The 25975-nt window shown below is 73.8% G+C and carries 22 protein-coding genes and 2 tRNA genes; 13 read left to right on the plus strand and 11 right to left on the minus strand.

The window, feature by feature from the left end; genetic code table 11:
- Positions 1-37: 37 nt before the first annotated feature.
- Genes rph through AC6CH6_RS02565 form a run of 4 tightly spaced genes read left to right on the plus strand, consistent with a single transcriptional unit; the run spans position 38 to position 3030 of the window.
- Complete coding sequence (gene rph / locus AC6CH6_RS02550) at positions 38-823, plus strand: ribonuclease PH (RefSeq protein ID WP_498253908.1); 786 nt, start codon at positions 38-40, stop codon at positions 821-823.
- Complete coding sequence (gene rdgB / locus AC6CH6_RS02555; protein WP_498253909.1) at positions 816-1460, plus strand: RdgB/HAM1 family non-canonical purine NTP pyrophosphatase; 645 nt, start codon at positions 816-818, stop codon at positions 1458-1460. The genes rph and rdgB overlap by 8 nt, the downstream gene beginning before the upstream one ends.
- Before the next feature lie 27 nt (positions 1461-1487).
- Positions 1488-2360 (plus strand): phosphotransferase family protein, encoded by an 873-nt coding sequence (locus tag AC6CH6_RS02560; RefSeq protein WP_498253910.1) that lies wholly within the window; start codon positions 1488-1490, stop codon positions 2358-2360.
- 22 nt (positions 2361-2382) lie between these two features.
- The gene (locus tag AC6CH6_RS02565; protein WP_498253911.1) at positions 2383-3030 is read left to right on the plus strand and encodes a 3'-5' exonuclease; all 648 of its coding nucleotides are present in this window, start codon (positions 2383-2385) and stop codon (positions 3028-3030) included.
- On the opposite strand, the gene AC6CH6_RS02570 is transcribed toward AC6CH6_RS02565, so the two are convergent.
- On the minus strand, positions 2999-4126 hold the full coding sequence (locus AC6CH6_RS02570; protein WP_498253912.1) for an ADP-ribosylglycohydrolase family protein: 1128 nt from the start codon (positions 4124-4126) through the stop codon (positions 2999-3001). The two genes, AC6CH6_RS02565 and AC6CH6_RS02570, sit on opposite strands and share 32 nt — an antisense overlap.
- Positions 4127-4275: 149 nt before the next feature.
- On the opposite strand from AC6CH6_RS02570, the gene AC6CH6_RS02575 reads away from it, so the two are divergent.
- Together AC6CH6_RS02575 and AC6CH6_RS02580 are read left to right on the plus strand one after the other, a co-directional pair.
- Positions 4276-5223, plus strand: coding sequence for an aquaporin (locus AC6CH6_RS02575; protein ID WP_498253913.1), 948 nt, complete (start codon positions 4276-4278; stop codon positions 5221-5223).
- Positions 5224-5362: 139 nt separating this feature from the next.
- On the plus strand, positions 5363-6670 hold the full coding sequence (locus tag AC6CH6_RS02580; RefSeq protein WP_498253914.1) for a hypothetical protein: 1308 nt from the start codon (positions 5363-5365) through the stop codon (positions 6668-6670).
- Positions 6671-6763: 93 nt separating this feature from the next.
- Here AC6CH6_RS02580 and AC6CH6_RS02585 read toward each other — a convergent pair whose 3' ends face one another.
- The 3 genes from AC6CH6_RS02585 to AC6CH6_RS02595 form a co-directional block, all read right to left on the minus strand.
- Positions 6764-7504, minus strand: coding sequence for an MBL fold metallo-hydrolase (locus AC6CH6_RS02585; protein WP_498253915.1), 741 nt, complete (start codon positions 7502-7504; stop codon positions 6764-6766).
- A complete protein-coding gene (locus AC6CH6_RS02590; protein ID WP_368811591.1) occupies positions 7501-8598 on the minus strand; it encodes an S-(hydroxymethyl)mycothiol dehydrogenase in 1098 nt (365 codons plus the stop codon). The genes AC6CH6_RS02585 and AC6CH6_RS02590 overlap by 4 nt, the downstream gene beginning before the upstream one ends.
- 184 nt (positions 8599-8782) lie before the next feature.
- The gene (locus AC6CH6_RS02595) at positions 8783-9898 is read right to left on the minus strand and encodes a YihY/virulence factor BrkB family protein (protein WP_498253916.1); all 1116 of its coding nucleotides are present in this window, start codon (positions 9896-9898) and stop codon (positions 8783-8785) included.
- A gap of 172 nt (positions 9899-10070) precedes the next feature.
- Between AC6CH6_RS02595 and AC6CH6_RS02600 the strand changes: the two genes are divergently transcribed.
- Positions 10071-10895: a transglutaminase-like domain-containing protein gene (locus AC6CH6_RS02600; protein WP_498253917.1), complete on the plus strand. Its 825-nt coding sequence runs from the start codon at positions 10071-10073 to the stop codon at positions 10893-10895.
- Positions 10896-10914: 19 nt separating this feature from the next.
- Here the strand turns inward: AC6CH6_RS02600 and AC6CH6_RS02605 are convergent, their stop codons facing one another.
- The 6 genes from AC6CH6_RS02605 to bcp form a co-directional block, all read right to left on the minus strand.
- Positions 10915-11349, minus strand: coding sequence for a MarR family winged helix-turn-helix transcriptional regulator (locus tag AC6CH6_RS02605; protein WP_498253918.1), 435 nt, complete (start codon positions 11347-11349; stop codon positions 10915-10917).
- A gap of 256 nt (positions 11350-11605) precedes the next feature.
- Positions 11606-14803 (minus strand): efflux RND transporter permease subunit, encoded by a 3198-nt coding sequence (locus AC6CH6_RS02610; protein ID WP_498253919.1) that lies wholly within the window; start codon positions 14801-14803, stop codon positions 11606-11608.
- Positions 14804-15013: 210 nt separating this feature from the next.
- Positions 15014-16498 carry a malate:quinone oxidoreductase gene (locus AC6CH6_RS02615; protein ID WP_498253920.1) on the minus strand — a complete coding sequence of 495 codons (1485 nt, stop codon included), beginning with the start codon at positions 16496-16498 and terminating at the stop codon, positions 15014-15016.
- 112 nt (positions 16499-16610) lie between these two features.
- Positions 16611-18218, minus strand: a complete 1608-nt coding sequence (locus AC6CH6_RS02620) for an ABC transporter substrate-binding protein (RefSeq protein WP_498253921.1) — start codon at positions 18216-18218, stop codon at positions 16611-16613.
- A gap of 78 nt (positions 18219-18296) precedes the next feature.
- Positions 18297-18380 (minus strand) — tRNA-Leu (locus AC6CH6_RS02625).
- Positions 18381-18416: 36 nt separating this feature from the next.
- The gene (bcp, locus tag AC6CH6_RS02630) at positions 18417-18890 is read right to left on the minus strand and encodes a thioredoxin-dependent thiol peroxidase (protein ID WP_419968201.1); all 474 of its coding nucleotides are present in this window, start codon (positions 18888-18890) and stop codon (positions 18417-18419) included.
- 219 nt (positions 18891-19109) lie between these two features.
- Here bcp and AC6CH6_RS02635 point away from each other — a divergent pair, with 219 nt between their 5' ends.
- Positions 19110-19646, plus strand: a complete 537-nt coding sequence (locus AC6CH6_RS02635) for a MarR family winged helix-turn-helix transcriptional regulator (protein ID WP_017833221.1) — start codon at positions 19110-19112, stop codon at positions 19644-19646.
- 219 nt (positions 19647-19865) lie between these two features.
- On the opposite strand, the gene AC6CH6_RS02640 is transcribed toward AC6CH6_RS02635, so the two are convergent.
- Positions 19866-19941: transfer RNA gene (locus tag AC6CH6_RS02640), tRNA-Lys, on the minus strand.
- Positions 19942-20099: 158 nt separating this feature from the next.
- Between AC6CH6_RS02640 and AC6CH6_RS02645 the strand changes: the two genes are divergently transcribed.
- From AC6CH6_RS02645 to AC6CH6_RS02665, 5 genes are all read left to right on the plus strand, one after another.
- On the plus strand, positions 20100-21116 hold the full coding sequence (locus tag AC6CH6_RS02645) for an NAD(P)-dependent oxidoreductase (RefSeq protein WP_498253922.1): 1017 nt from the start codon (positions 20100-20102) through the stop codon (positions 21114-21116).
- Positions 21117-21403: 287 nt separating this feature from the next.
- On the plus strand, positions 21404-23296 hold the full coding sequence (locus tag AC6CH6_RS02650; RefSeq protein WP_498253923.1) for an acetolactate synthase large subunit: 1893 nt from the start codon (positions 21404-21406) through the stop codon (positions 23294-23296).
- 3 nt (positions 23297-23299) lie between these two features.
- Positions 23300-23809 carry an acetolactate synthase small subunit gene (ilvN, locus tag AC6CH6_RS02655; RefSeq protein ID WP_017833218.1) on the plus strand — a complete coding sequence of 170 codons (510 nt, stop codon included), beginning with the start codon at positions 23300-23302 and terminating at the stop codon, positions 23807-23809.
- A gap of 103 nt (positions 23810-23912) precedes the next feature.
- Positions 23913-24938, plus strand: coding sequence for a ketol-acid reductoisomerase (gene ilvC, locus AC6CH6_RS02660; RefSeq protein ID WP_133410868.1), 1026 nt, complete (start codon positions 23913-23915; stop codon positions 24936-24938).
- A 163-nt stretch (positions 24939-25101) separates the two neighbouring features.
- A complete protein-coding gene (locus AC6CH6_RS02665) occupies positions 25102-25908 on the plus strand; it encodes a CPBP family intramembrane glutamic endopeptidase (protein ID WP_498253924.1) in 807 nt (268 codons plus the stop codon).
- The last annotated feature ends 67 nt before the right edge of the window (positions 25909-25975 follow it).

Genomic DNA, 25975 nt, shown 5'->3' on the forward strand with positions numbered 1-25975 from the left:
GGCCGGGCGGTCGGTGCCGCGGGGTAAGGTGGACCACATGGAATCCCCCGTCGACCAGACCGCACCGGCCCTCTCGACCTCGGGGGTGATCCGGTCGGACGGCCGTTCGCCCGGTGAGCTGCGGCCCATCACGATCACCCGCGGCTGGTCCCAGCAGGCGGAGGGCTCCGCCCTCATCGAGTTCGGCAGCACCCGGGTGCTGTGCACCGCGTCCGTGACCGAGGGCGTCCCGCGCTGGCTCAAGGGGGAGGGCCGCGGCTGGGTGACCGCCGAGTACGCGATGCTCCCGCGGGCCACGTCCACCCGGTCCGCCCGCGAGTCCGTGAAGGGCAAGATCGGCGGGCGCACCCACGAGATCTCCCGGCTCATCGGCCGCTCCCTGCGCTCGGTCATCGACCTCTCCGCCCTGGGAGAGAACACCGTGGTCCTCGACTGCGACGTCCTCCAGGCCGACGGCGGCACCCGCACCGCGGCCATCACCGGCGCCTACGTGGCCCTCGCCGAGGCGATCGGGTGGGCCCGGGCCGAGGGGCTCGTCGCCCGCCGCGCGCAGCCGCTCACCGACACGGTGGCCGCCGTGTCCGTGGGCATCATCGACGGCGTGCCGATGCTGGACCTCCCGTACGTCGAGGACGTGCGGGCCGAGACCGACATGAACGTGGTGGTCACCGGGTCCGGCGACTTCGTGGAGGTGCAGGGCACCGCCGAGGGCGCCCCCTTCGACCGCGCCGAGCTGGACGCCCTGCTCGACCTCGCGCTGGCCGGCTGCGCCCAGCTCACCCAGATCCAGGTCGAGACCCTGCGCGAGGCCGGCGATGGGTGACCAGCACGGCGCCCGGGTGGTGCTCGCCACGCACAACCGGGGCAAGCTCGCCGAGCTGCGGGACCTGCTCGCGGCCGCGCTGCCCGGAGCCGACGTCGAGCGGCTGGTCGTGGACGCCGCCGCGGCCGGCGCCCCCGACGTCGTCGAGGACGGCACCACCTTCGAGGCCAACGCCCTGCTCAAGGCCCGCGCCGCCGCCGCCGCGACCGGGCTGATCGCCGTGGCCGACGACTCCGGCCTGGCCGTCGACGTGCTGGGAGGGGCCCCCGGGATCTTCTCCGCGCGCTGGTCCGGCCGGCACGGCGACGACGCCGCGAACCTGCGGCTGCTGCTCGCCCAGCTCTCCGACGTCCCCGACGCCCACCGCGGCGCGCAGTTCGTGTGCGCCGCCGCGCTCGTCACCCCGGACGGCCGCGAGCACGTGGAGACCGGGACGCTGCGTGGCGCCCTGCTGCGGGAGCCCGCCGGGGACGGCGGCTTCGGCTACGACCCCGTGCTGCGCCCCGACGGGTCCGACCGGACCTGCGCCGAGCTCACGCGCGCGGAGAAGAACGCCATCAGCCACCGCGGGCGCGCGATGCGGGCCCTGCTCCCGCACCTGCTGACCGCCCTCGACCCCGCCGCCGTCCCCGACTGACCCACGTCCGAACCGAGGAAGTTGACCATGCCCTGGTCGCAGCTCCACCACCTGCCGTTCGCCGGCGCCGTCGAGGCCGTGCTGCGTGAAGCCGGCATGAGTGCCGACCCCAGCCAGTGGGAGGTCCACGCCGGGGGGTCCGCCCACGTGGTGGTGAACGTGGGCCACGTGATCTCCGTGCGGATCGCCAAGAACGCCACGGTCTGCGAGCACGTCCAGCGCCGAACGGAGGTGCTGCGGAGGCTGCCCCGCTTCTCGTTCGCGACCCCGCGGCCGCTCACCGGCGTGGTGGTCTCCCACGGCTACACCGGGGTGGGCCTGACATGGCTGCCCGGACACCCGCACCCGCCCGGGCACGGCGACCCGGCTGTGCTGCACCGGGTGCTGACCGAGCTGGCCGAGGTCGACACCTCGGGCTTCGCGCGGTACCTCGACCGTCCCGGCCAGCACTGGGGCGGCCACCGGCGGCGGCACGTGCTGCTCGACGAGGTCATCCCGCGGCTGCTGCCCCGCAACCAGGAGGCCGCGCGACGGGCCGTCGCCGAGCTCGCGGCGCTGCCGACCGTGGCGCCGACCCTGGTGCACGGGGACCTCATGGGGCACAACATGCTGTGGGACGGGGGCGGGGACGAGCTCACGGGCATCATCGACTGGGACCACGCCTGCCTGTCCGACCCCGCGCACGACGCCGCGTCCCTCGGGCTGTGGTACGGCTGGGACACCCTGCGCGCCGCCGTCTCGGAGACCGTCTACGAGCGGGCCCGGCTGCACGCGCGCACGTTCCCGCTGCAGGCGGTCGCCTACGCGCTGCACCACGACCTCGACACCGCCCAGGTCAACCAGTCCATCGCCCGGGCCGACGACTGGATCGAGACCAACCTGCGCGGTGTCTCCGCCTGAGCGGGCGCAGTAGGCTGTTCCGGTGCCTCGTCCCGCTTCCCCCGACACGACCACCGACCGGCCCGCCGCGGGTCCGTCGTCCCTCTCCTTCACCGCCATCGACTTCGAGACCGCGAACCGCTTCATCGGCTCGCCGTGCGCCGTGGGCCTCGTGCGGGTCCGCGGCGGCCGGGTGGTGGCGGAGCGCTCCGTCTACATGCGCCCGCCGCGCACCCGCGCGGACTTCGACCCCGGGAACACGCGCATCCACGGGATCACCGAGCACACGGTGGCGGGCCATCCCGGCTTCGCCGAGCTGTGGCCGCGGATCGAGGACTGGATCCTGGCCGAGGACCCCGACGAGCTCGTGGTGGCGCACAACGCGGCCTTCGACATGGGGGTGATCCGCGCCGCGTGCGCGGAGACGGACACGCGGCACGCCCCGCTGGCGTACGCGTGCAGCCTGGCGCTGGCCCGGCGCGGCTACGACCTGTCGTCCTACGCGCTGCCCCGGGCGGCCGAGGCCGCCGGGGTGCCGCTGCGCCGCCACCACGACGCCCTCGAGGACGCCCGGGCCTGCGCGGGGATCGTGGTGGACCTGGTCCACCGGGCCGGTGCGGGGACCGTCCGGGAGCTGCTCGCCGGCGCGGGACTGAGCGTCAAGCGGCTGGCGGCGCCCCCACTTCCCTGAGCCAGCGCTCGGCCGTCTCCGACACCACGTCCCCGGCGTCCAGCCGGGCGCGCCACTCCGGCGGCAGCGCGGCCGTCCCGAGGGCCGCGCCCGTCACGGCGCCGGCGATCGCCCCCGCCGCGGCCGGGTGGCCGGTGCGGGCGGTGGCCAGCTCCACCGCGCGGCGGAACACGGCCTGCGGGTCCCCGGCGCCCGGGGCCTCGGCCTCCGCGCGCAGGGCGGCGCCGAGGCCGCCCGCCAGGGTCTCCGGGGCGGCCCCGCCCGCGCCGAGCAGCCGGTCGAGCGCCGCGGGGTCGGGGTCCTCCCGCGCGGCGGCGTGCACGGCGTCCTCGAGCCGGGCGAGGGTCTCGGCCACCGGGCGCGTGAGGTTCCCGGCGGTCTCGCGGGCGGCGGCCACGGCGGCGGCGACCGGCCGCGCCAGGCCCTCCCGGCGGGCCCGCACGGCGGCGTGGACCACGAAGCCCTGGACGGCCGCCGCGGTCTGCGCCTCGGGGTGCCCGTGGGTCAGGGCGGCGCCGTTGATGGCCAGGGGCGCGAGCGTGCGCCAGCCGACGTGGGGGAGCAGGCCGAACGGCGAGGAGCGCAGCACCGGTCCGGGACCCTTGGCCTCCGGCTGCAGGGGGCGCTCGACCTCGCCCATCCGGCCGGAGCGGAGGGCCTCCAGCACCGTTCCGTCCGGCTCCCGCACGGCGTGCAGGACCTCGTGCTCGTCGATCGGGCGGGGCAGGGGCCGCGGCGCCTCGGCCGGGTGGCGCTCGCCCTGGGTGCCCAGCCAGCGCAGGTAGGCCAGCCACAGGCACGCGGTCTCGTCGGCGCCGTGGCCCTGGTTCGCCCACTCGACGACCTCCTGCAGGGCGTCCAGGGTGTAGAGGGTCAGCTGGGTGGCGTCGGAGATCCGCAGCACCGCGGTGCCTTCGGCGGCTTCGGCGGGGGCGTCCGCGCCGGCCGCCGCGGGGCGGGAGCGCGGACCGGAACTCGCGCGGCCGCCCAGCGCGTCCCCGAGGGCTCCGCCCAGCAGGGCGGCGCGCACGGAGTCGGCGTACTCGGGCCAGGCGGGGTCGAGGCCGGCGTCGGGCGAGAGCAGGGGGGCGGGCATGCGGTCAGTGTAGTCGGCGGCCGACACGGCCCGGGGCGGGTTCAACCGCCCTTCAGGTCACTGTGGTTGCATGGCACGGGCGCCCGGCGCCCGGCGCCCCGCCGGCACGGCACCCCCACCGTGCCGCCCCGATCCCTGAGGAGAGCTCCATGAGTCACCACGTACCCGGCACCACCGCGCGCCCCGGCGCCGACGGTGCCGACAGCGCTGCCCCCGACCGCGCCGCCCACGACCGCGCCGCCCCCGGCACGGCGGGCCTCGCGGCGCCCGTGCCCGTCGCCGCGCGCAAGGACACCGTGCCCGCCGGCGCCCCGGAGGCCGCGTCCGCGCCGGCCCAGTGGGCCGCCGAGTTCGCCGGGACGGCGCTGCTGGTCTTCGCCGGGCTGGGCACGGGCATGTTCGCCACCGAGGTCATCGACTCCGCGCTCGGCTTCGGGCTCGGCCTGGTCGCCGCGATCGTCGCGTTCGGGCACGTCTCCGGGGGGCACTTCAACCCCGCGGTGACGCTCGCCGCGGTCGTGGCCGGGCGCACGCCCGCGCGGGCGGCGATCGGCTACGTGGTGGCCCAGGTGCTCGGCGCCCTGGCCGCGGCCGGCGTGCTGTGGGCGGTGCTCATCAGCCTGCTCGACTCCTCGACGACCGCGCAGGTCCTCGGCGCGGTCTCCAACGGCTTCGGGGAGAACTCCACCTCCCAGGCCGGGTGGACCACCGTGCTGCTCGTCGAGTTCGTGGCGACCGCCCTGTTCGCCCTCGTGGTGCTGGGCTCCACCGCGCCGCGGGCCAACGCGGTGCTCGCCCCCGTGGCCATCGGTGCGGCCCTCGCGTTCCTGCTCACGATCACCGCGCCGTTCGACGGCGGGTCGCTGAACCCCGCCCGCTCGACCGGCGCCGCCGTGGTCGCCGGCGCCGGCCAGCTGGGCCAGCTGTGGCTGTTCTGGGTGGCCCCGCTGCTCGGCGGCCTCGTGGCCGGTCTGGTCCACCGCTCGGCGACGCTATCCCGGCCGCGCCGCGGCGCCGGGGCGCCCGCCGCGGAGGAGGACGCCCCGGCCGCGGAGGCGACGCCCGCCGCGTCCGCCGCGCCGGTCCGGGAGCGGTGAGCCCGCGGCCCTGCCGGGTCCGGCAGGGCCGCCGGATCCTCCGCTCACCGCGGGGGGCCGACGCTTTCCGTCATCCTCCGGGCGGCGGGGCTAGGCTGGTCCGTGCCCGGCCGCCGTCGGGAGGATGCGGAGGTACCTCGTGAGCAGTGCGCGCGCCGCCGAGCCCCTCGGGGGTTTCAGCACGGCCGCCCGCTCGCCCCTGGCCGACTCCCGGGAGCTCGCCGCCGTCAGCGGCGCGCTGTACCCCGTGCTGACCCTGCTCGTGCGGCTGCCCCAGACCATGGTGCCCCTCGGCGTGCTGACCACGGTGGCGCTGATCTCCGGGTCCCCGGCCCTGGGCGCCTTCTGCGCCGCCGCCGTGACGTTCGGCTCGGCGGTGTGCGGGCTCGCCATGGGCGCGGCCGCCTCGTGGCGCCGGCGCCAGCTCGGCCTGGTGCTGCTCACCCTCGTGAACCCGCTGGTGGTGTGGTGGCTCGTGCGCCGGCTCCCGGACCTCGCCGCCGACCCCGAGGCGGCCCCCGCCCAGCTGGTGCTCCCGTGCCTGCTCGCCGGGCTCGTGCTGCCGCAGATGGGCGTGGCGTGCCGGCTGCGCTGGTGGTCCCTGCTGCGCCGGGACTCCCGGGAGGACCTCTTCGACACCGCGCTGCGCCACGAGAGCGTCATGGACTCGCTGGCCACCGTCCTGGCGGCCGGGGTGACCGGGCTCGTGGCCGTGACCCTCGGGCCGGTGGCCGTGCTGGTGCTCGCGGCCACCCTGACGCTCGTGGGCACCACCGTGTTCCTGCTCCACTGCTCGGCCCGCCTGCCGCGGGGACTCATCCACTTCCTGCCGCCCGTCGCGGCCGCACCGAACCGGGCGGCCCGCAACCGCCGCCGCCGGGCGCGGCAGCTCCGGCTGCTCCCCGTGCTGGGGATGGGGGCGCTGGGGGCCCTCGTGGGGTCGACCCTGGGAGCGGTCCTCGTCTTCGCGACCGCCGTGGACGCGGTGGTCTCGGTCAGCTGGCTGTACGCGGTCTCGGGGCTCACCTCGGCGCTGGCCGCGGTGGCCGCGTCCGCCCGCACCGAGGAGCTGCGGCTGTGGAACCGCTGGGTGGCGGCGGCCGCCGGGGCCGTGCTCGCCGCGATGCTCCTGACCATCCCGGACGACTCCGCGGGGATGGTGGTCGTGCTGGCGCTGGCCGGGCTGACCACCGGCCCGTGCCTGGTGGCGGTCTACGAGATCGCCCGGCTCGTGGCCCCGAGCTCCCGGGTCACGGCCCTGACCACCGTCATGACCGCGGTGATGAGCGTGGGGCTGACCGGGGGACTCGCGCTGTCCGGGTGGTGGGGGGAGTCCTGGGGCTACCGGAGCGCCGCACTGGTGCCGGTGCTCTCCGCAGCGGTCCTGCTGGCCACGGCCCTGACCTTCGTGCACCGCTGGCGGCGCATCGATCCCGGGGACCTCTGAGCCCACCGGGCCCGGGGCCGCGCCGGCAGGGGGCACCGCCGTCCCTGGCCACCCGCCGGGCCCGGAGGCCGCGGCGGGTGGCAGGGGGCGCGGTCAGTGGCCCCGGTCGAGCCACTCCTGCAGGTGCGGGGCCTCCGCACCGATCGTGGTGGTGTCGCCGTGGCCGGTGAGCACCTCCGTGGACTCGGGCAGCGTCAGCAGCCGCTCGCGGATGGAGTCCACGATCGTGGGGAAGTCCGACCAGGACCGGCCCGTGGCGCCGGGACCGCCCTGGAACAGGGTGTCCCCGGAGAACAGCACCCCGCCCTCGCCCAGTCCCGGCGCCCAGAAGCACACGGACCCGGGGGAGTGTCCCGGGGTGTGCAGCGCGGTGAGGGTCGTCCCCGCCACGGTGAACTCGTCCCCGTCGGCGATCGCCGCGTCGAAGGGCGTCTTCGGGTAGACCTGCTCCCACAGCACCGTGTCCTCCGGGTGCAGGTGGATCGTCCCGCCCACCTGCCCGGCCACCTCCTTGACGGAGCGGATGTGGTCGTCGTGGGCGTGGGTGAGCAGGACCGCGGTCACCGTGCGCCCGGCGACGGCCTCCACCACCGCGGCGGGATCGTGGGCCGGGTCGATCACCACGCACTCGTCGTCGTCGCCCACGATCCACACGTTGTTCTCGACGTCCCAGGTCCCGCCGTCGAGGGAGAACGTCCCGGAGGTGACCAGCCGGTCGATGCGGGCCCGGCCGGCGCCCTCGGCGGGCCGCACCGGGACGGCGCCGCGGTCGGCGGGGTGGGCGCGCTCCCGGTCGGGCAGGGCCTCGCCGTCGTGGCCGTCCACGGCGCTCATCGGTCGAGCTCCACGACGGAGCGCAGCACCTTGCCGGCGGTCATCCGCTCGAAGGCGGGCTCGACGTCCTCGATCCCGATCCGTTCGGTGACGAAGCCGTCGAGGTCCAGCCGGCCCAGCCGGTACTGGTCCACGAGCATCGGGAAGTCCCGGTTCGGCAGGGTGTCGCCGTACCAGGCGGACTTGATGGCCCCGCCGCGGCCGAAGACCTCGTCCAGCGGGATCTCCCACGTGGTGCCGGGGGCGGGCACGCCCACCAGGACCAGCCGTCCGGCGAGATCGCGAGCCTCGAAAGCCTGCTGGAAGGTCGCGGCGACGCCCACGGCGTCGACCACGACGTCGGCGCCGTGCCCGCCCGTGAGCTCCTGGATCGCCGCGACGGGGTCCTGCTCCTTCGAGTTCACCGTGTGGGTGGCGCCGAACTTCTGCGCCGTGGCCAGCTTCTCGTCGTCGAGGTCCACGGCGATGATCGTGGTGGCCCCGGCGAGCTGGGCCCCGGCGATCGCCGCGGTGCCGACGCCGCCGCAGCCGATCACGGCCACGGACTCCCCGCGCCGGACGTTCGCGGTGTTGAGGACGGCGCCGATGCCGGCCATCACGCCGCAGCCGAGCAGCCCGACCGCGGCGTACTGGTGGTCCTCGAGCTCGCCCTCGATCTTGGTGCACTGCCCGGCGGCGACCAGGGTCTTCTCGGCGAACGCCCCGATGCCCAGGGCGGGGGAGAGCTCCGTGCCGTCGGCGAGCGTCATCTTCTGGGTCGCGTTGTGGGTGGCGAAGCAGTACCAGGGCTCGCCCCTGCGGCAGGCCCGGCACTCCCCGCACACCGCGCGCCAGTTGAGGATGACCTTGTCCCCGACGGCGACCTCGGTGACGCCCTCGCCGACCGCGGCGACCACGCCGGAGGCCTCGTGGCCGAGCAGGTAGGGGTAGTCGTCGCCCACGGCGCCGACCTTGTAGTGCAGGTCGGTCTGGCAGACCCCGCAGGTGAGGACGTCCACGAGCGCCTCCCCGGGCCCGGGGTCCGGGACGAGGATCGTCTCGAGGGTGGCTGGTGCGTTCTTCGCCGTGACGACGACGGCTCTGACCTCGTGCATGAGTGGGACCTTCCTGCGGACGACGTGACGGTTCCGGTCCGGAACACCGCTCCCCAGTCTAGGGAAGGACGCCGGGGGCGCGCGGTGCGGCGGTGCGGCGCCGGAGCGCGGCGGCCGCGGCCCGGGCACGACGAAGCGGCGGACCCGTGGATCAGCACCACGGGCCCGCCGCCGGGGTCGGCCGTCAGTTCCTGCCGGAGGCCTTGTCGGCGTCCTTCCCGGAGCCGTCCGAGGAGTAGTCGAGGTGCTCGTGCTCGAGGCGCAGCTTCCGGCCCTGGTCCACGAGCTTCTCCTCCTTCTTCTCCTTCTTGTCGACCTGACGGGTGTCGCGCGGCGGGAGCTGGATGGTCTCCTCGGCCTTGATCCCGCCCTGCAGCTGGCGGCCGCGCTCCACCTCGGCGTCGATCTCCGCGCCCAGCAGCAGCACGTTGTTGATGATCCACAGACCGAGCAGCAGGACGATGACGGAGCCGATGATGCCGTAGGTCGCGTTGTAGGACGCGAAGTTGCTCACGTACCAGGTGAAGGCCAGTGCGGCCACGGCCGCCACGACGAGGGCGACGATCGAGCCCATGCTGATCCAGCGGAACTTGGGCTGCTGCACGTTGGGCGTGAAGTAGTAGAGCACCGCGATGAGCAGGACGGCGAGGATGACGATGACCGGCCACTTGGCGATGTTCCACACCGTCACGGCCGTGGTGCCGAGCCCCACGAGGTCGCCCACCCACTGGGCGATGCCGCCGGAGAGCAGCACCATGAGCATGATGAGGACCACGATGAGGACCAGCATCAGCGTGACGAGGAGGTTCATCGGCCGCAGCTTCCAGATGGGCCGGCCCTCTTCGACCTCGTAGATGCGGTTCATGGCCCGGCCGAAGGCGCCCGTGTAGCCGGAGGCGGTCCACAGCGCGCCGACGATGCCGACGACCAGGGCGAGCCCGGCGCCGGTGCCGGAGGTGAGGTTGTTGATGGGCTCCTCGAGCAGGCTCACGAGCTCGGGCGGGGCCGCGCCCTCGAGGAAGCCGGTGATCGCCTGGGTGGTGGCCTGCCCCTGGCCGAACACGCCGAGCAGGGAGACGATGGCGAGCAGCGCGGGGAAGAGGGAGAGCACCGCGAAGTACGTCAGGGACGCGGCGAGGTCGGTGCAGTCGTCCTTGGAGAACTCGGAGAGCGCGCGCTTGACGACGTAGCCCCACGAGGGCTTGCTGATCTCGGTGGGACTGTCCGGCTTGCGGGGATCCTCGGGATCCGGTGCGGTGCGCTCCTTGGAGCGGCTGTCCTGGGTGGTGTCCTGGGCCATGCTGCGTCCTTCGCGGTCGGCCGCCGGGTGCAGCGCGCGGGCTCCGGCCGGCGGCGGGGCGTGTGGGGGATGTCTCGTGGATCAGTGTACTGATGAATCGCCCCCGTGGGCGACAATGGAACGGACGGGCCACCGGTCCGTCCGCACATTCCCCCCGACCAGGAGGCCCTTCGTGCCCACCACCCGGCGCACCGTTTCCGCAGAGGTCGACTTCGCGTCGGAGACCGACCACCTCGCGGTGTTCTCCCTCGCGGCCGCCCGCCCCGGCGGAGACGCCCGTCCCGGCGAGCACCTGAGCCTGCGCGTGGACGGGACCGAGGTCGCGCTCGAGGAGGCGGAGGACCTGCACGGCACGCGGCTGCACCTGGCCCGGGTCCCGGGCGGCACGCAGTGCACGGTGTCCTATGCCCTGGAGCTGGACGGCCCGGCGGGGTCACCGCCTCCGGCGGAGCCGGTCGACTTCGTCCGCTACACCCGGCCCAGCCGCTTCTGCCCCTTCGACGAGATGGCCGGCACCCCCGACGCCCTCTTCCCCGGGGCCCGCGGCGGCGGCTACGAGACGCTCCAGCGGGTGCGGGACTGGGTGCACGAGCACCTGGACTACGTGGTCGGCTCCTCGGCGGCCACCGACACCGCGGTGCACACCTTCCTCACCCGGCAGGGCGTGTGCCGGGACTACGCCCACCTGCTCATCACCCTGCTGCGGGGACTCGGGGTGCCGGCGCGGCTCGCGTCGGTCTACGCGCCCGGGCTGTCCCCCATGGACTTCCACGCAGTGGTCGAGGCCTGGCACGACGGCGCCTGGTACGTCCTCGACGCCACCGGGCTCGCCCCGCGCACGGAGTTCGTGCGCATCGCCACGGGCGCTGACGCCTCCGAGACGGCGTTCCTGACCACGCTCCAGGGGGAGATCACGCTCGGCGGGATGCGGGTGTCCGCGGAGTCCTCCGTCCCCGGCCGCGAGGACCCGAGAGCCAGGGTCGTCCTCCCGCTGTAGCGCGGCGGGGGAGCCCGGCTCAGAGCTCGTTGACGGCTTCCCGCAGGCGGTCGGCGAGCCGGGTCAGGATGCGCAGCTCCTCCGGGTCCAGGCCCGCGGACATCAGCTCGTGCACGTGCACCCGGAACTGCTCGGCGATCTCCACCTGCATCTGCCGGCCCCGGTCGGTCAACCGGATCCGCAGTCCCCGCAGGTCCTGCGGGTCCTGCCAGCGGTGCACCAGCCCCTTGAGCTCGAGACGCTCCAGCATCCGGCTGAGGCTCGACTGGGTGAGCAGCACGTACTCGTTGAGCTCGTTGAGCCGCATGCCGGCCTCGTCGGAGCGGGAGAGGTTGAAGAGGACGTCGTACTCGCGGGCGGAGAGCTCCGCGAACTCGGGTTGGCGCTGGAGACGCCGCATGACCGTCACCTGGGCCCTGAAGAGGGCCTCCCAGGCGTCGGCGCTGTTCTGCACACGATCTGTTTCTCTGCGGGTCACAGGATAATGCTACGACCCGGTTACATCGGTGCACCGGGCCCCCGTGTCCCCCCTTTCGGGGGATGCCTCCCCCGGGCGTCCGGCACGCCGCCCGCTCCACAGCACCGATTCCCCCTGTGACCAGCGGCGATGATACCTTCTGAGACCCGTGGACGGGGAGTGGCCGGGGTGCGCCCGCCTGTATTTTCGGAAGCAAACGTCCACGAAAGAGCGCACGGTGACAAGCGTCACGTCACCTTCCACGCGCGCTGCCCTCCGGGGTCGCGGCCAGCGCCGTGATCCGCTCCTCCCGGCGCCGGAGCCGTGCCTCCTTGCGCGCCTCGACGAGCCGGTACAGCACCGGCACGAGCACCAGGGTCAGCAGGGTCGAAGAGATCAGCCCGCCGATCACCACGACCGCCAGCGGCTGGGAGATGAAGCTGCCCTGCCCCGTGATCCCCAGCGCCATGGGCGTCATCGCCAGGATGGTCGCCAGGGCCGTCATCACGATAGGGCGCAGCCGGCGGGTGGCGCCCTTCTCGATGGCCTCCTCCAGGTCCATGCGGTGCTCCCGGCCCCGGTACTGGTTGATGAGGTCGATCAGCACGACCGCGTTGGTCACCACGATGCCCACGAGCATCAGCACGCCCACCAGCGAGGCGAGGCCCAGCGGCACCCCGGAGGCCAGCAGCGCGAGGACCGCGCCCGTCGCCGCGAAGGGGATCGAGACCAGCAGGACCAGCGGCTGGACGAGCGACTTGAAGGTCGCCACGAGCACCACGTAGACGATCGCGATCGCGGCGAGCACGGCGAGGCCCAGCTGCCGGAACGTGGTCTCCTGCTCCGTGGCGGCCCCGCCCAGCTCGGCCGCCGCGCCCTGCGGCAGGTCCAGGCCCGCGAGCGCGTCCCGGACCTCCGCGCTCGTGGCGCCGAGGTCGTCGCCGCCCGGGGTGACGGCCACGGTGGCGGTGCGCTGGTCGTTGCTCGAGGTGATGGTCTCGACCGTGAGTGCCTCCTCGACCTCGGCCAGCTCGTCGAGACGGGCAGTCCCGCCCGCGGCCGGCACCGGCAGGGCCCGCAGCGCCTCGAGGTCCTCGACGGCGCGGCCCTCGCCGATCGTCACCGCCACCGAGTCGGCGTCCAGGTCGATGGACCCGGCGGGGAGGGGGTTCACGGTGCCGGCGAGCGCCCCCGTGACCTGATCCTCGCTCAGGCCGCGGGCGGCGGCGGCCGCCCGGTCGACCGTGACCACCACGGTGGGCTGGGTGGCGGCCAGGTTGCTCGTGACCTGCCCGGCGGAGCCGAGCTCCCGCATGGCCCGCACCACGGCGTCGTCGGCCTCCGCCAGCGTCGCCTGGTCCGTGGCGGTGACGGAGATCTCGACGTCGTTGCTCGTGAAGCCCTGGGCGCCCCGCACCGAGAACTCGCCGGCGCCGTCCAGCCGGTCCAGGCGCTCGCCGACGGTGCGGCGCAGCCGCTCCTGGTCGACCGCGGCGTCCGTCGTCACGGAGAACGTGGCGCTGTTGGTGCCGCTGCCCGGCAGGAACGCGGAGAAGCCGCCGCCGGGGCCCATGGTGACCTGGACGTCCTCGATGCCCTCGGTCCAGTCGAGCACCTCCTCGGCGCGGCCTGCCTGCTCGGAGGTCACCGCGAGCGCGGTGCCAGGCGGCAGGTCCTGCTCGATCGTCATGGTGTTCTGACCGGTGTCCCCGAGCAGGTTGGTGGGCAGCACCGGCAGCAGGGCGGCCGTGCCGCCGAGGATCAGGACGCTCACCCCGAGGGTGGCCCACGGGTGGCGCTGCGTGCCGCGCAGGACCGGCAGGTAGCCCTGTGCCAGCCGGGGCGGCGTCCCGGCCGCGGCGCCGGGCGGGGGACCGGCCGTGCCGTCGGCCCAGGGGGCGGGGCGCCCCGTCGGCGCCCGGCGGGCCCGCCGCGCGAGGCGGGGGTCCCGGAGGAACCAGAACGCCAGCACGGGCACGATGGTCAGGGACACCACGAGGGAGGACAGCAGCGCGATGGTCGTGGTCAGGGCGAAGGGCCGGAACAGCTCGCCGGTCACGTCCCCCACGAACGCGATGGGCACGAACACCGCGACCGTGATGAGGGTGGAGGCGGTGATCGCCCCCGCGACCTCGCGCACGGCGGTGAGGATGGCCCGGCGCTTCGCGTTGGCGGGGTCGGTGCGCAGGTCGACCGTCCCGTAGTGGCGCTTGATGTTCTCGATCACCACGATCGAGTCGTCCACGACCCGCCCCACGGACAGGGTGATGGCCGCGAGGGTCAGCAGGTTCAGCGAGTAGCCCAGGGCGTTGATCCCGATGAACGTGGCGAGCAGGGACAGCGGGATGGAGATCGCGGTGACCAGGGTCGAGCGCAGCGACGCCAGGAACACCAGGATGACGAGCACGGCGAACGCGAGCCCCAGGAGGCCCTCGACCGTGAGGTCCTCGATCGACTGCTCGATGTAGGGGGCCTGGTCGAAGACCGCCGTGATCTCGGCGCCGTTGCCGAGGTCCTCCTCGAGCTCGGGGATCATCTCCCCGACCGCCTGGGAGATCCCGACCGTGTCCCCGTCCGGGGTCTTGGTGACGGACAGGGCGAGCGTCGGGGCCCCGTTGGTGCGGGTGATCGAGGTCTGCTCCTGCTCGGCGAGCTCCACGGTGGCCACGGCGCCCACGGTGGTGGGCTCGGCGCCGTCGGGCGCGTCCTCGGGGAGGGGCAGCGGGACGTTCTCCACGGCCTCGAGGGAGTCGAGGGGGGAGCCGGCCTGGACGGGCAGGGTCGTGGCCCCGTCGTCCACGGTGCCCACGGGCACCAGCCCGCCGCTCTCCTCCAGGGCGGTGCGGATGTCCGCGGGCGTGGCGCCCGCCCGGGCGAGGTCGGCGCGGTCCGGCAGGATCGAGACGACCTGCTCGGGGGCGCCGCTGACCTCGGCGGAGCGCACGCCGTCGATCCGCTGCAGGTCCGGGACCGTGAGCCGTTCCAGGTCGGCGGCGAGCGGGCTGAGGTCCTCGTCGGAGGACACGGCCAGGAAGACGATGGGGAAGTCGGCGACGGAGCCGGCGAACGCGGTGGGCTCGACGTCGTCGGGCAGCTGGGTGCGCACGTTGGAGATCGCCCGCTCCACCTGGTTGCGGGCCCGGTCCAGGTCGGTGCCGTACTCGAAGCCGAGCCGGATCTCGGACAGCCCGCTGCGCGAGGTGGACGTCGAGCTCTCGAGGCCCTCCACGATGTTGAGCGCCCGCTCCAGGGGCCGGCCCACCTGCTCGTCGACGACCTCCGCGGACGCGCCGGGCATCGCCGAGACCACGCTGATGGCGGGGATCTCCAGGGACGGGATGAGCTCCTGCTTCATGGAGCGCATGCTGAGCACCCCGAAGAGGGCGACGAACAGCGTGATGAGCACGATCAGGGCGCGGTTGGCCATCGATGCGCGGGCGAGGAGAAACACTCGTGCTCCTTGTGGAGGGATGGGCGAGGGCGTCCCGGCCGGGCCGGGACGCACGCCCCTCAGCGTACCGCCGCCTACCGACAGGTCACCCGGGCCTCCCGGGCCGGGGGGCCGGGGCGGACCGGACGACGACGAGGCCCCGGACCGGTCGGTCCGGGGCCTCGTCGCGCGGGCACCGCGGCGTGCGGCGCGGTGCCCGTCGGGGCGGTGTCAGTTGATGCCGAGCACCTGGGCGGTGCGGCCCATGACCTCGTCGGCGAGCTGCGGGTTGTCGTTGAGCTTCACGCCGTAGGAGGGGATGAGCTCCTTGATCCGCGGCTCCCACCCGGACATCCGCGCCGGGAAGGACTTCGCCAGGAGGTTGAGCATGATGGGCACCGCGGTGGACGCGCCGGGGGAGGCTCCCAGCAGGCCGGCGACGGAGCCGTCCGCGGCGGTGATCAGCTCGGTCCCGAACTGGAGCACGCCGCCCTTCTGCTTGTCCCGCTTCATGACCTGCACGCGCTGGCCGGCCTCGATCAGCTCCCACTGCGAGCCGTCGGCGGTCGGGTAGAACTGCTGCAGCGCCTCGACCCGCTGGCCCTTGGACTTGGCCAGCTCGCTCAGCAGGTACTTCACGAGATCCAGGTTGGCCAGGCCCGCGCGGGTCATCGGGTAGAGGTTGTGCGGGCGCACGGACAGGGGCAGGTCCAGGTAGGACCCCTGCTTCAGGAAGTTGGGCTTGAACCCGCCGTAGGGGCCGAACAGCAGCGCGCGCCGCCCGTGCTCGTAGCGGGTGTCCAGGTGCGGGACGGACATGGGCGGGGCGCCCACGGAGGCCTGGCCGTAGACCTTGGCGTTGTGCTGGGCCGCCACGTCCTCGTCGGAGTTGCGCAGCCACAGACCGGAAACCGGGAACCCGCCGTAGCCCTTGGCCTCCCGGATGCCGGACTTCTGCAGCAGCGGCAGGGCGCCGCCGCCGGCCCCCACGAACACGAACTTCGCGCGCACGAGCCGGTCGCCCTCGGTGTTGAGGCGGTTCTTGACCCTCGCCACCCAGGTGCCGTCGCCCTGCCGGTCGAGGTCCGTGACCTGCTGGCCGTAGCGCACCTCCCCGCCCCGGGCCTGCAGGTGGGCGACCTGCTGCCGGGTCAGCTCGCCGAAGTCGACGTCGGTGCCCTCGGGGGACCAGGAGGCCGCCACGCGCCCCGCCCCGCGGCCGTGCATGGTCAGCGGCGCCCACTCGGCGATCTTCTCGCGGTCCTCGGTGTACTCCATGCGCTCGAAGAGCTTGTTCGGCTGCAGGGCCTCCCAGCGGCGGCGCAGGTAGTCGCTGTGCGCGTCGCCGAAGACGAGGGACATGTGCGGCACCGGGTTGATGAAGGAGCCGGGTTCCCGCAGCTTGCCCTCGGACACGAGGGAGGCCCAGAACTGGCGGGAGAGCTGGAACTGCTCGTTGATGCCGAGCGACTTCTCCGGGCTCACGGACCCGTCGGCGGCCTGGGGCGCGTAGTTGAGCTCGCAGAGCGCGGAGTGGCCGGTGCCGGCGTTGTTCCAGACGTTGGAGCTCTCCGCGCCCACCTGGTCGAGGCGCTCGAGCATCGTGATGTCCCACTGCGGCTCGAGCTCCTTGAGGAACACGCCGAGGGTGGCGCTCATGATGCCTCCGCCGATCAGGAGGACGTCGGTCGATTCCGTTGTCTGAGGTGATGTCACAGTCGATGCTCCCGTTGAACGCCCGGCGCTGCGCCGGTGAATGGTCGGGATCAGACTATCGCCACGCCCGGACGAACCCCGAATGCGGCCGGGCGCGCGCCGGGGCCGGTGCTCACGGCGCGGCGCCGAGGTCCACCCGGTTGAAGACCTCGTTGCCGGTGGAGCTCAGGGGGAAGGACGTCACGGAGTCCCCGACGGCGACCGCGGAGATCGGGTGGGCCAGCGGGACGGCTGGCAGCAGCCGCGAGACGCGGTTGTTGATCGACACGTACGCGCTCGAGCGGTCCTCGCCGTCGGGCAGCGCCGCCGCGCGGTTGACGGCGCCGAACAGTGACACGGCGTCCACGCCGAACTCCCCGCGGGGGGCGCCGAACAGGGCGGCCGTGAAGTAGTCCGGGTCGCGGTAGCCGCCGTTGAGGCCGAGCAGGTGCAGGGCGTGGTCGCCCTCCGGGTCCTGGATCTGCTGCACGTATCCGTCCGACCAGGCCACCGGGACGGGCTCGATCACGAACCCCGCCCGCACGAGCTGGGCCGCGATGTCGGCGTAGATCTTCTCGGGCTCCTGCATGTAGGTGCGGGAGGTGCCGCGGGGGTAGTAGAACCGCAGCGGCTCGCCGGCGTAGGAGGACGCCGCCAGCAGATCGCGCGCCCGCTGCGGGTTGTAGGACGGGACCTGCAGGTCGGTCCCGTCCATCGCGAAGCGGGCGGGCAGGAACTGGTTCGCCACCCGGGTGCCGTCGGGGTAGTGCTCGCGCACGATCGCACCGCGGTCCACGGCGGCGGCGATCGCCTCCCGCACCTCGGGGTCGTCCAGTGGCTCCACGTCCTGGTTGATGCCGAGGTAGGACACGGAGTACGGGTCGCGCTGGAGGACCTGCACGCCCTCGCGCGCGAGCGGGGCGAAGGAGTCCAGGCCCACCTGGTCGTAGCCGTCCACCTGGCCGAGGCGCAGCGCCACGTAGCGCAGCTCCGGCTCGGCGATCGTGCGGAACTCGAGCCGGCCGATGTCCCCGAGCTCGCCCCAGTAGTCGGGGTTCGCGACCAGCACCACGTTCGTCCCGTCCCCCGACTCGTAGCGGAAGGGGCCGGTGCCCACGGGGTGCGCCTCGTGCGTGCCGGCCGCCAGGGCCGCGGGGGACGCGATCCCGAAGGCGGGCTGCGTCAGCGCCCGGAGCAGGGGCGTGTGCGGCGCGGTCAGCGAGAGCTCCACCGTGGACTCCGACGCCGCGGCGCACCCCGCGTAGAGGGGGTCGATGCCGGGGGCGCCGGTGCGCAGGACCGTGGCGAAGGGGGTCCGTGCCCCGTCGGCGGCGAGGGCCTCCCAGCGCTCGAAGTTCGCGCACACCGCCGCCGCGTCCAGGGCGGTGCCGTCGTGGAAGCGCACGTCCCGGCGGAGGTCGAAGGTGTAGGTGAGCCCGTCCTCGGAGGTCTCCCACGACCGCGCCAGGGCCGGCACGGCCTCGCCCGTGGAGGGGTCGGCGGAGACGAGCCCCTCGAGCATCTGGGCCCCGATCCGGGACGTCTCCAGGATGTTGACCGTGGCCGGGTCCAGGGTGGGGGCGGCGGCGGCGTTGGCGAACACGAACTCCGCGCTCGGCACGGACCGGGAGGCGGTCGGGGTGCCGGGTCCCTCGCCCGCGGGGGCGCACCCGCCGAGGGCGAGGAGCCCCGCGACGAGCGCGAGCGCGGCCGCGGTGCGGGGGGTTCGCCTGGGCGCCATGGGTCCTTCGCTGCCTGACCGGATCGGTCGTGGGTGTCGTCGTGGGCCGGCCCCGGGGCGTGCCCGGGGACGGCGGGGTGCGCGAGGCGGGACTCGAACCCGCACGCCGGTCAGGGCACAGGAACCTAAATCCTGCGTGTCTGCCAGTTCCACCACTCGCGCCGAAGGGGCCCGTCCGGGCCCCCGCCCATCCTAGCCTCAGCCCTCCAGGCCGAGGTCGCGGCGCAGCTTCGCCACGTGGCCCGTGGCGCGCACGTTGTACTGCGCGAGCTCCACCTCGCCCTCGGGCCCGACCACCACGGTGGAGCGCACCAGGCCCTCGTAGGTCTTGCCGTAGTTCTTCTTCTCGCCCCAGGCGCCGTACGCCTCGGCGACCCGGTGGTCCGGGTCGGAGAGCAGGGGGAAGGTGAGGGACTCGGCCTCGGCGAACCGCGCGAGGGCCTCCGGGGAGTCCGGGGAGATGCCGAGCACGGCGAACCCGTCCGCGGCGAAGCGCTCCAGGCTGTCCCGGAAGTCGCACGCCTGCGTGGTGCAGCCGGGGGTCGAGGCCTTCGGGTAGAAGTAGACGACCACCCGCCGCCCGCGGTGGTCGGCGAGGGAGACGGTCCGGCCCTGGGCGTCGGGCAGGGAGAAGTCGGGGGCCGGGCTGCCGGGTTCGAGACGTGCTGCCATGGGGATGTTCCTCCGTCGGGTCGGTGGTGCCGTCCGGGCCGGGCCCGGGCGTGGGTCCGGTGCCGCGGGACGGCCCCGGACCACGAACACTACCGGCGCCCGTCCCGGCGGACCCGGGGGAGCGCTCGGGGCCGCCACGTATCCGCCCGCGGAGAAATGCTCGTCAGTTTGCTTAGCATGGTGCTGTATTCCGTGGTGCAGGTCGGTAGACTGCTTTGCATGCCTTTCACCACTCAATGGCCGACCAACCGATTGCTCTCCACCGCGGCCCGGCTCGTGGAGCACGCGTGGAACGAGCGCCTGGCCACGCTCGGGGTGACCCACGCGGGCGTCATGGCGCTGGACGTGCTGAAGACGGCGGGGAGCATGACGCAGGCCCAGCTGGCGCACCGCGTCCGGGTGCAGGCCCAGACCATGGGCAAGACGCTGCACCGGCTCGAGCTGCACGGCCACGTCAACCGGTCCAAGAACGTCCACGACCGCCGCAGCCACCTCGTGTCGATCACCCCGGAGGGCCTGCGCATCCTCGAGGCCGCCACCCAGCTCGAGGACGAGCTGGTGGACCACGGGCTGCTCACGGACGAGAACCTGCGCCGAACGCTGGCCGACATCATCACCACGCTCGGCGGCGCCCGCTGGAAGCTGCGGGTCCAGCCGGACGGGACCGTCACCGACGCCGGGTCCGCCGACGCCACCACGCCCGAGCAGTCGCGCGACATCGCCGAGGCCGGCACGGCGGGCGACACCGCGTCCTGAGGCGGCCGCGGCCCGCGGTCCCGGCACGGGTGGGCGCGGGGCGGGTCGGCACGGGGTCGAGGACGGCACCGGCACGAGGGCACGCGAGGTCGCCGGACGGCGGCCTCCGGCGGGAGCACCCGGGGCACGACGACCCCGGGTTTTTTCGTGCCCGCGGGCCGTCGTGCCCCGGGAACGACGAAGGACCCCACCGCGGTGCTCCGCGGTGGGGTCCTCCTGTGGTGCGCCCCCTCGGACTCGAACCGAGAACCCATTGATTAAGAGTCAATTGCTCTGCCAATTGAGCTAGAGGCGCTGGTGGTGCGGCAAGAACACTAGCACGCTCCCGGCCCGGGGACCGAATCGCGCCGGCCAGCTTCCGCCGGGTCCCGCCTCGCAACGAGAAAGTACTCTACCAGCTCGTCCCGCCTTGTCCATTCCGCCGCCGCCGTCCGGACGGCGGCGGCGTCTACCATGGCGGTCATGCCCTCCGCACAGACCCCCGCGCCGTCCGCCCCGTCCGTCCCGCTCTCCGAGCTCCGCGTGGTCTCCCTCCCGGAGCAGGAGCTCGTGGACCACCTGAGCGACCGCGTCCCGGGCTTCCGCTACGTCCTGTGGGACATGGCCGGGGACCCGGTCGGGGCCCGCGCCGACGAGATCGACGTGGCGGTGGCCCCGTACTTCACCGGCCGCTGGGTGGGGGCCCTGCCCGCCGCGACCCGCCTGCGGCTCGTGCAGCTGCAGAGCACCGGATTCGACGGTGTGCCGGAGGCCATCGGGCCCGACCTCGCGCTCTCGACGGCGGGCTGGGTGCACGCCGCCGGGACCGCCGAGCTGGCCCTGGGGCTGATGATCGCCGCCCAGCGGGAGCTCGACCGCGCCGTCCTGCAGCAGCGCGACGGGATCTGGCGCCGCTTCGAGACCCGCACCCTGGCCGACAGCCGCGTCCTGGTGCTGGGCGTGGGCGAGATCGGCTCCGCCGTGGTAGACCGGCTGCTCCCCTTCGAGGTCGAGGTCACGAGGGTGGCCTCCCGGGCCCGCACCGACGAGCGCGGCCCCGTGCACGGCATCGACGAGCTGCCGGCCCTGCTGCCCGACGCCGACGTGCTCGTGGTGGCCCTGCCCGCGAGCCCGGCGACCGACGGCCTCGTCGACGCCCGCGTGCTGTCCCTGCTGCCTGACGACGCCCTGGTGGTCAACGTGGGCCGCGGCCGGGTGGTCGACACCCCCGCGCTGACCGCGGAGGTCGTCTCCGGGCGGCTCCGCTGCGCCCTCGACGTCGTCGAGCCCGAGCCCTTCCCCGGCGACCACCCGCTGTTCCGCGCCCCCGGGGCGATCCTCACCCCGCACACCGGTGGTTCCTGCACGTCCTACAAGCCGCGCGTGCGGCGGCTGCTGCGGACCCAGCTCGAGCGCATCGCCGCGGGGGAGCGGCCCCTGTTCCTGCAGCAGGAGGGGCGGCTGGACGTCCCGGCGGACGCGGTGGGGTGATCCGGACGTGCCCTGTCTCACATCGTGGGACAGGGAGTCCGTAGATTGACACGCCCGGCCGGGCGGCAGAGCATGGGAGCATGCAACTCAGCCACGGTGTCGTCCAGCTCACGGTACGCGTCCTCGTCGGACGCGGGGCCTGAGCCGACGACCGGTCGAGCGCACGGGCCCTGTCGCACCTCCCGGTGCCGCGAGGGCCTTTTTTCTTGCCCGGCGCCCACGGCGGAGCGACAGTCGAGCCGGACCAGCAGCACCAGCCCAGAAGGCCAGACCAGAAGGACAGTGACATGAGCAAGGGACAGCCGATCAGCCCAGCGCTGATGGCCACCAAGCGCGCGGAGACCGCCGCTGACCACCGGCCCCCGGGGGCCCCGGAGAAGTCCGTCCCCGCCGTCCCGTCCGTCATGGGCCCGGGCAGCACGGTGGCCCCCACGGAGATGACCGGCTCCCAGGCCGTCATCCGGGCGCTGGAGGAGCTCGGCGTCACCGACGTCTTCGGCCTCCCCGGCGGCGCGATCCTGCCGACCTACGACCCGCTCCTGGACTCGGACCGGATCAACCACATCCTGGTCCGCCACGAGCAGGGCGCCGGCCACGCCGCCGAGGGCTACGCCCTCGCCTCGGGCCGCGTGGGCGTCTGCATCGCGACCTCCGGCCCCGGCGCCACGAACCTCGTCACCGCCCTCGCCGACGCGCACATGGACTCCATCCCCATGGTCGCGATCACCGGGCAGGTCTCGTCCAAGGTCATCGGCTCCGACGCCTTCCAGGAGGCGGACATCGTGGGGATGACGATGCCGGTCACCAAGCACTCCTACCTGGTGACGCACGCCGGGGACATCCCGCGGGTGCTCGCCGAGGCGTTCCACCTGGCCTCGACCGGGCGCCCCGGCCCGGTGCTCGTGGACATCGCCAAGGACGCCCAGCAGGACACCATGACGTTCTCCTGGCCGCCCCGGATGGACCTGCCCGGCTACCGGCCCGTGACGCGCGGGCACGCCAAGCAGATCCGGGAGGCCGCCAAGCTCATCGCGGCGGCCCAGCGGCCCGTGCTCTACGTGGGCGGCGGGACGGTGCGCGCCGATGCGGCCGCCGAGCTCATGGAGCTGGCCGAGCTGACCGGCGCCCCCGTGGTGACCACGCTGACCGCCCGGGGCGTGTTCCCGGACTCCCACGAGCAGAACCTGGGGATGCCCGGGATGCACGGCACCGTCCCGGCCGTGTACTCGATGCAGCAGGCCGACCTGCTGGTGACCCTCGGCGCGCGCTTCGACGACCGCGTCACGGGCCACCTCGAGACCTTCGCCCCCACGGCCAAGATCATCCACGCGGACATCGACCCCGCCGAGATCTCCAAGAACCGCACGGCCGACGTCCCGATCGTGGGCGACGTCAGGGAGATCCTGCCGGACCTCGTGACCGCCGTGCGCCAGGAGTTCGAGCGCAGCGGCAGCCCCGACCTCTCCTCGTGGTGGACCGCGCTCAGCAGCCTGCAGGCCACCTACCCGCTGGGCTACCCCAAGCCGGCGGACGGGCTGGGCTCGCCGCAGCACGTCATCGAGCGGATCTCCGCCCTGACCGGCCCGGAGGCCGTCTACGTCTCCGGCGTGGGCCAGCACCAGATGTGGAGCTCCCACTTCGTCCAGTACGAGCGGCCCCGGCAGTGGCTGAACTCGGCCGGACTGGGGACCATGGGCTTCGCCGTCCCCGCCGCGATGGGCGCCAAGGTCTCTCAGCCCGACCGCGTGGTCTGGGCGATCGACGGCGACGGCTGCTTCCAGATGACCAACCAGGAGCTCGCCACCTGCACGATCAACAAGATCCCGATCAAGGTGGCGGTGATCAACAACTCCTCGCTGGGCATGGTGCGCCAGTGGCAGACCCTGTTCTACGACGGCCGGTACTCCAACACCGACCTGAACACGGGCCACGACAGCATCATGGTGCCGGACTTCGTCAAGCTCGCCGACGCCTACGGGTGCGCCGCCCTGCGCTGCACCCGGGACGAGGACGTGGACGACGTCATCCGGCAGGCCCTCGAGATCAACGACCGCCCCGTGGTGATCGACTTCGTGGTCTCCGCCGACGCGATGGTGTGGCCGATGGTGCCCACCGGCGTGTCCAACGACCAGATCCAGATCGCCCGCAACATGACCCCCGACTGGGACGAGGAGGACTGACCCATGAGCCGACACACCCTCTCCGTGCTGGTCGAGGACAAGCCGGGCGTGCTGACCCGGGTGGCCGGACTGTTCGCGCGCCGCGCCTTCAACATCGACTCGCTCGCCGTGGGACCCACGGAGCTCGACGGCGTCTCCCGCATCACCGTGGTGGTGGACGCCGAGGGCGAGCTGCTCGAACAGGTCACCAAGCAGCTGAACAAGCTCATCAACGTGATCAAGATCGTCGAACTTACCCCCGACTCGTCGGTGCAGCGCGACCACATCATGGTCAAGGTCCGCGCCGACGCCGCGACCCGTCTGCAGGTCACCCAAGCCGCGGACCTGTTCCGGGCCACCGTTGTCGACGTCTCCACCGAGTCGCTCGTCATCGAGGCCACCGGCGCCCCGGAGAAGCTCCGGGCGCTGCTGGACATCCTGGAACCCTTCGGCGTCCGGGAGATCGTCCGGGCCGGTACGCTGGCCCTCGGACGTGGTCCCAAGTCGATGAGCGACCGCGCCCTGCGCCACTGACGCCCCCGGGCGGCGGTGGACGCGGGCGCCGGCCCACAGACACCCCAACCACCTCGCGGCGGTGCCCCCGCCGCGCCCACCCATGCTTCAAGGAGACAATCCCATGGCAGAGATCTTCTACGACGACGACGCCGACCTCTCGATCATCCAGGACCGCTCCGTGGCCGTCATCGGCTACGGCTCGCAGGGCCACGCCCACGCGCTGAACCTGCGCGACTCCGGCGTGGACGTGCGCATCGGCCTCGCCGAGGGCTCGCGCTCCCGGGCCAAGGCCGAGGCCGAGGGCCTGCGGGTGCTCACCGTCGCGGACGCCGTCAAGGAAGCCGACGTCATCATGATCCTGACGCCGGACCAGGTCCAGCGCCACGTCTACGCCGAGTCGATCGCCCCGAACCTGGAGCAGGGCGACGCCATCTTCTTCGCCCACGGCTTCAACATCCGCTACGGCTACATCGAGGCCCCCGCGGGCGTCGACGTCGTCATGGTCGCCCCGAAGGGCCCGGGCCACACCGTGCGCCGCGAGTTCGAGGCCGGCCGCGCCGTGCCCGCCCTCGTGGCCGTGGAGAAGGACGCCTCCGGCAAGGCCCTCGAGCTGGGCCTGTCCTACGCCAAGGGCATCGGCGGCACCCGCGCGGGCGTCATCAAGACCACCTTCACCGAGGAGACCGAGTCCGACCTCTTCGGCGAGCAGGCGGTCCTGTGCGGCGGCATGTCCCACCTGGTCCAGTACGGTTTCGAGACCCTGACCGAGGCCGGCTACCAGCCCGAGATCGCCTACTTCGAGGTCCTGCACGAGCTCAAGCTCATCGTGGACCTCATGGTCGAGGGCGGCATCGCCAAGCAGCGCTGGTCCATCTCGGACACCGCCGAGTACGGCGACTACGTCTCCGGCCCCCGGGTCATCAGCCCCGCGGTCAAGGAGAACATGAAGGCCGTGCTGGCCGACATCCAGGACGGCACCTTCGCCAAGCGCTTCATCGAGGACCAGGACAACGGGGGCGCCGAGTTCAAGAAGCTGCGCGAGAAGGAGGAGTCCCACCCGATCGAGGTCACCGGCCGGGAGCTGCGCAAGCTCTTCGCGTGGACCTCGCCGGACGCCGACTACGTCGAGGGCACCGCGGCCCGCTGATCCGCACCCGCCCCCACCGCCGCGCCCGGCGCGGGGGCACCGGCCGAGGGGCCGCGTTCGCACGTCATGCGCCGAGCATTCCGTACGGACGCGGCCCCTCGCCGTGTCAGGCGTCCTACCCTGGGGGCGGAGCCGGTCGCCGCGATCCCGGGGGGTGGTCCGCATGACGGACGTCGGAGCACGGGCACAGCAGCCCGGGCCGGGCCTGCGGGGCCGGGTCGCCCGGCACCAGCTGCCGGCCTTCTTCGTCCTGACGTACGCGTGGTCCTGGACGTGCTGGGCGCCCCTGCTGCTCGGGGCGGGCGGCACGCCGCTGCTCCTGCTCGGGGGCCTCGGCCCGTTCGTGGCGGCGTGGGCCGTCACGTGGCTGGCGGGGGAACCCGTGCGGGACTGGGCCCGGGCGATCGTGCGGTGGCGGGTCCCGGCCCGCTGGTGGGCCTGGGCGCTGGGGCTGCCCGCGCTGCTGTACGCCGTCGTCAACGCCCTGCTCGCGGCGCTGGGCCGGGAGGTCGACTGGTCCCTGGCCCTCGAGCGGGCCCCCGCCTACCTGGCGACCTTCGCCTTCGTGGCGGTGCTCGGGGGCGGCCTGGAGGAGCCCGGCTGGCGCGGCTTCGCGCTGCCCCGACTGCAGGAGCGGCTGGGCCCGCTCCGGGCGACCGCGCTGCTCGGTCTGCTGTGGGGGGTGTGGCACGTCCCGCTCTACGGGCCGCTGGGCTTCGCGGTGCCGTTCGTCCTCGCGTTCCTCTACACCCCGCTGTACAACCGCACGGGCAGCGTGCTGCTGTGCGTGCTGCTGCACGCGAGCTTCACGCCGGCCCAGGACCACCTCGTCCTGCTGGCCGCGGAGCCGGTGCACACCGGGCTGCTGGACACCGTGGACCTCGTCCTGTTCGGCACCTACGCCGGGGCCGCGCTGCTCGTCCTGGCCCTCACCCGCGGGCGTCTGGGCGCGGGGCGCCCCCGGCGGTGAGCCGACCCGGCCGGGCCCCGAGCCCCGGCCGCCCCGGGCGCGCACGGCCCCCGCGGTCGGTAGAGTG

This window comes from Kocuria sp. GQ42, from assembly GCF_059758435.1.

What these genes read in the sequence shown, in the direction of transcription:
- AC6CH6_RS02590 (WP_368811591.1), bottom strand. Translation starts at nt 8,598, where the DNA reads ATGCACGAGGTCAGAGCCGTCGTCGTCACGGCGAAGAACGCACCAGCC.
- ilvC (WP_133410868.1), top strand. Translation starts at nt 23,913, where the DNA reads ATGGCAGAGATCTTCTACGACGACGACGCCGACCTCTCGATCATCCAG.
- ilvN (WP_017833218.1), top strand. Translation starts at nt 23,300, where the DNA reads ATGAGCCGACACACCCTCTCCGTGCTGGTCGAGGACAAGCCGGGCGTG.
- AC6CH6_RS02620 (WP_498253921.1), bottom strand. Translation starts at nt 18,218, where the DNA reads ATGGCGCCCAGGCGAACCCCCCGCACCGCGGCCGCGCTCGCGCTCGTC.
- AC6CH6_RS02665 (WP_498253924.1), top strand. Translation starts at nt 25,102, where the DNA reads ATGACGGACGTCGGAGCACGGGCACAGCAGCCCGGGCCGGGCCTGCGG.
- AC6CH6_RS02570 (WP_498253912.1), bottom strand. Translation starts at nt 4,126, where the DNA reads ATGCCCGCCCCCCTGCTCTCGCCCGACGCCGGCCTCGACCCCGCCTGG.
- AC6CH6_RS02645 (WP_498253922.1), top strand. Translation starts at nt 20,100, where the DNA reads ATGGCGGTCATGCCCTCCGCACAGACCCCCGCGCCGTCCGCCCCGTCC.
- AC6CH6_RS02635 (WP_017833221.1), top strand. Translation starts at nt 19,110, where the DNA reads ATGCCTTTCACCACTCAATGGCCGACCAACCGATTGCTCTCCACCGCG.
- rph (WP_498253908.1), top strand. Translation starts at nt 38, where the DNA reads ATGGAATCCCCCGTCGACCAGACCGCACCGGCCCTCTCGACCTCGGGG.
- bcp (WP_419968201.1), bottom strand. Translation starts at nt 18,890, where the DNA reads ATGGCAGCACGTCTCGAACCCGGCAGCCCGGCCCCCGACTTCTCCCTG.
- rdgB (WP_498253909.1), top strand. Translation starts at nt 816, where the DNA reads ATGGGTGACCAGCACGGCGCCCGGGTGGTGCTCGCCACGCACAACCGG.
- AC6CH6_RS02575 (WP_498253913.1), top strand. Translation starts at nt 4,276, where the DNA reads ATGAGTCACCACGTACCCGGCACCACCGCGCGCCCCGGCGCCGACGGT.
- AC6CH6_RS02585 (WP_498253915.1), bottom strand. Translation starts at nt 7,504, where the DNA reads ATGAGCGCCGTGGACGGCCACGACGGCGAGGCCCTGCCCGACCGGGAG.
- AC6CH6_RS02595 (WP_498253916.1), bottom strand. Translation starts at nt 9,898, where the DNA reads ATGGCCCAGGACACCACCCAGGACAGCCGCTCCAAGGAGCGCACCGCA.
- AC6CH6_RS02650 (WP_498253923.1), top strand. Translation starts at nt 21,404, where the DNA reads ATGAGCAAGGGACAGCCGATCAGCCCAGCGCTGATGGCCACCAAGCGC.
- AC6CH6_RS02560 (WP_498253910.1), top strand. Translation starts at nt 1,488, where the DNA reads ATGCCCTGGTCGCAGCTCCACCACCTGCCGTTCGCCGGCGCCGTCGAG.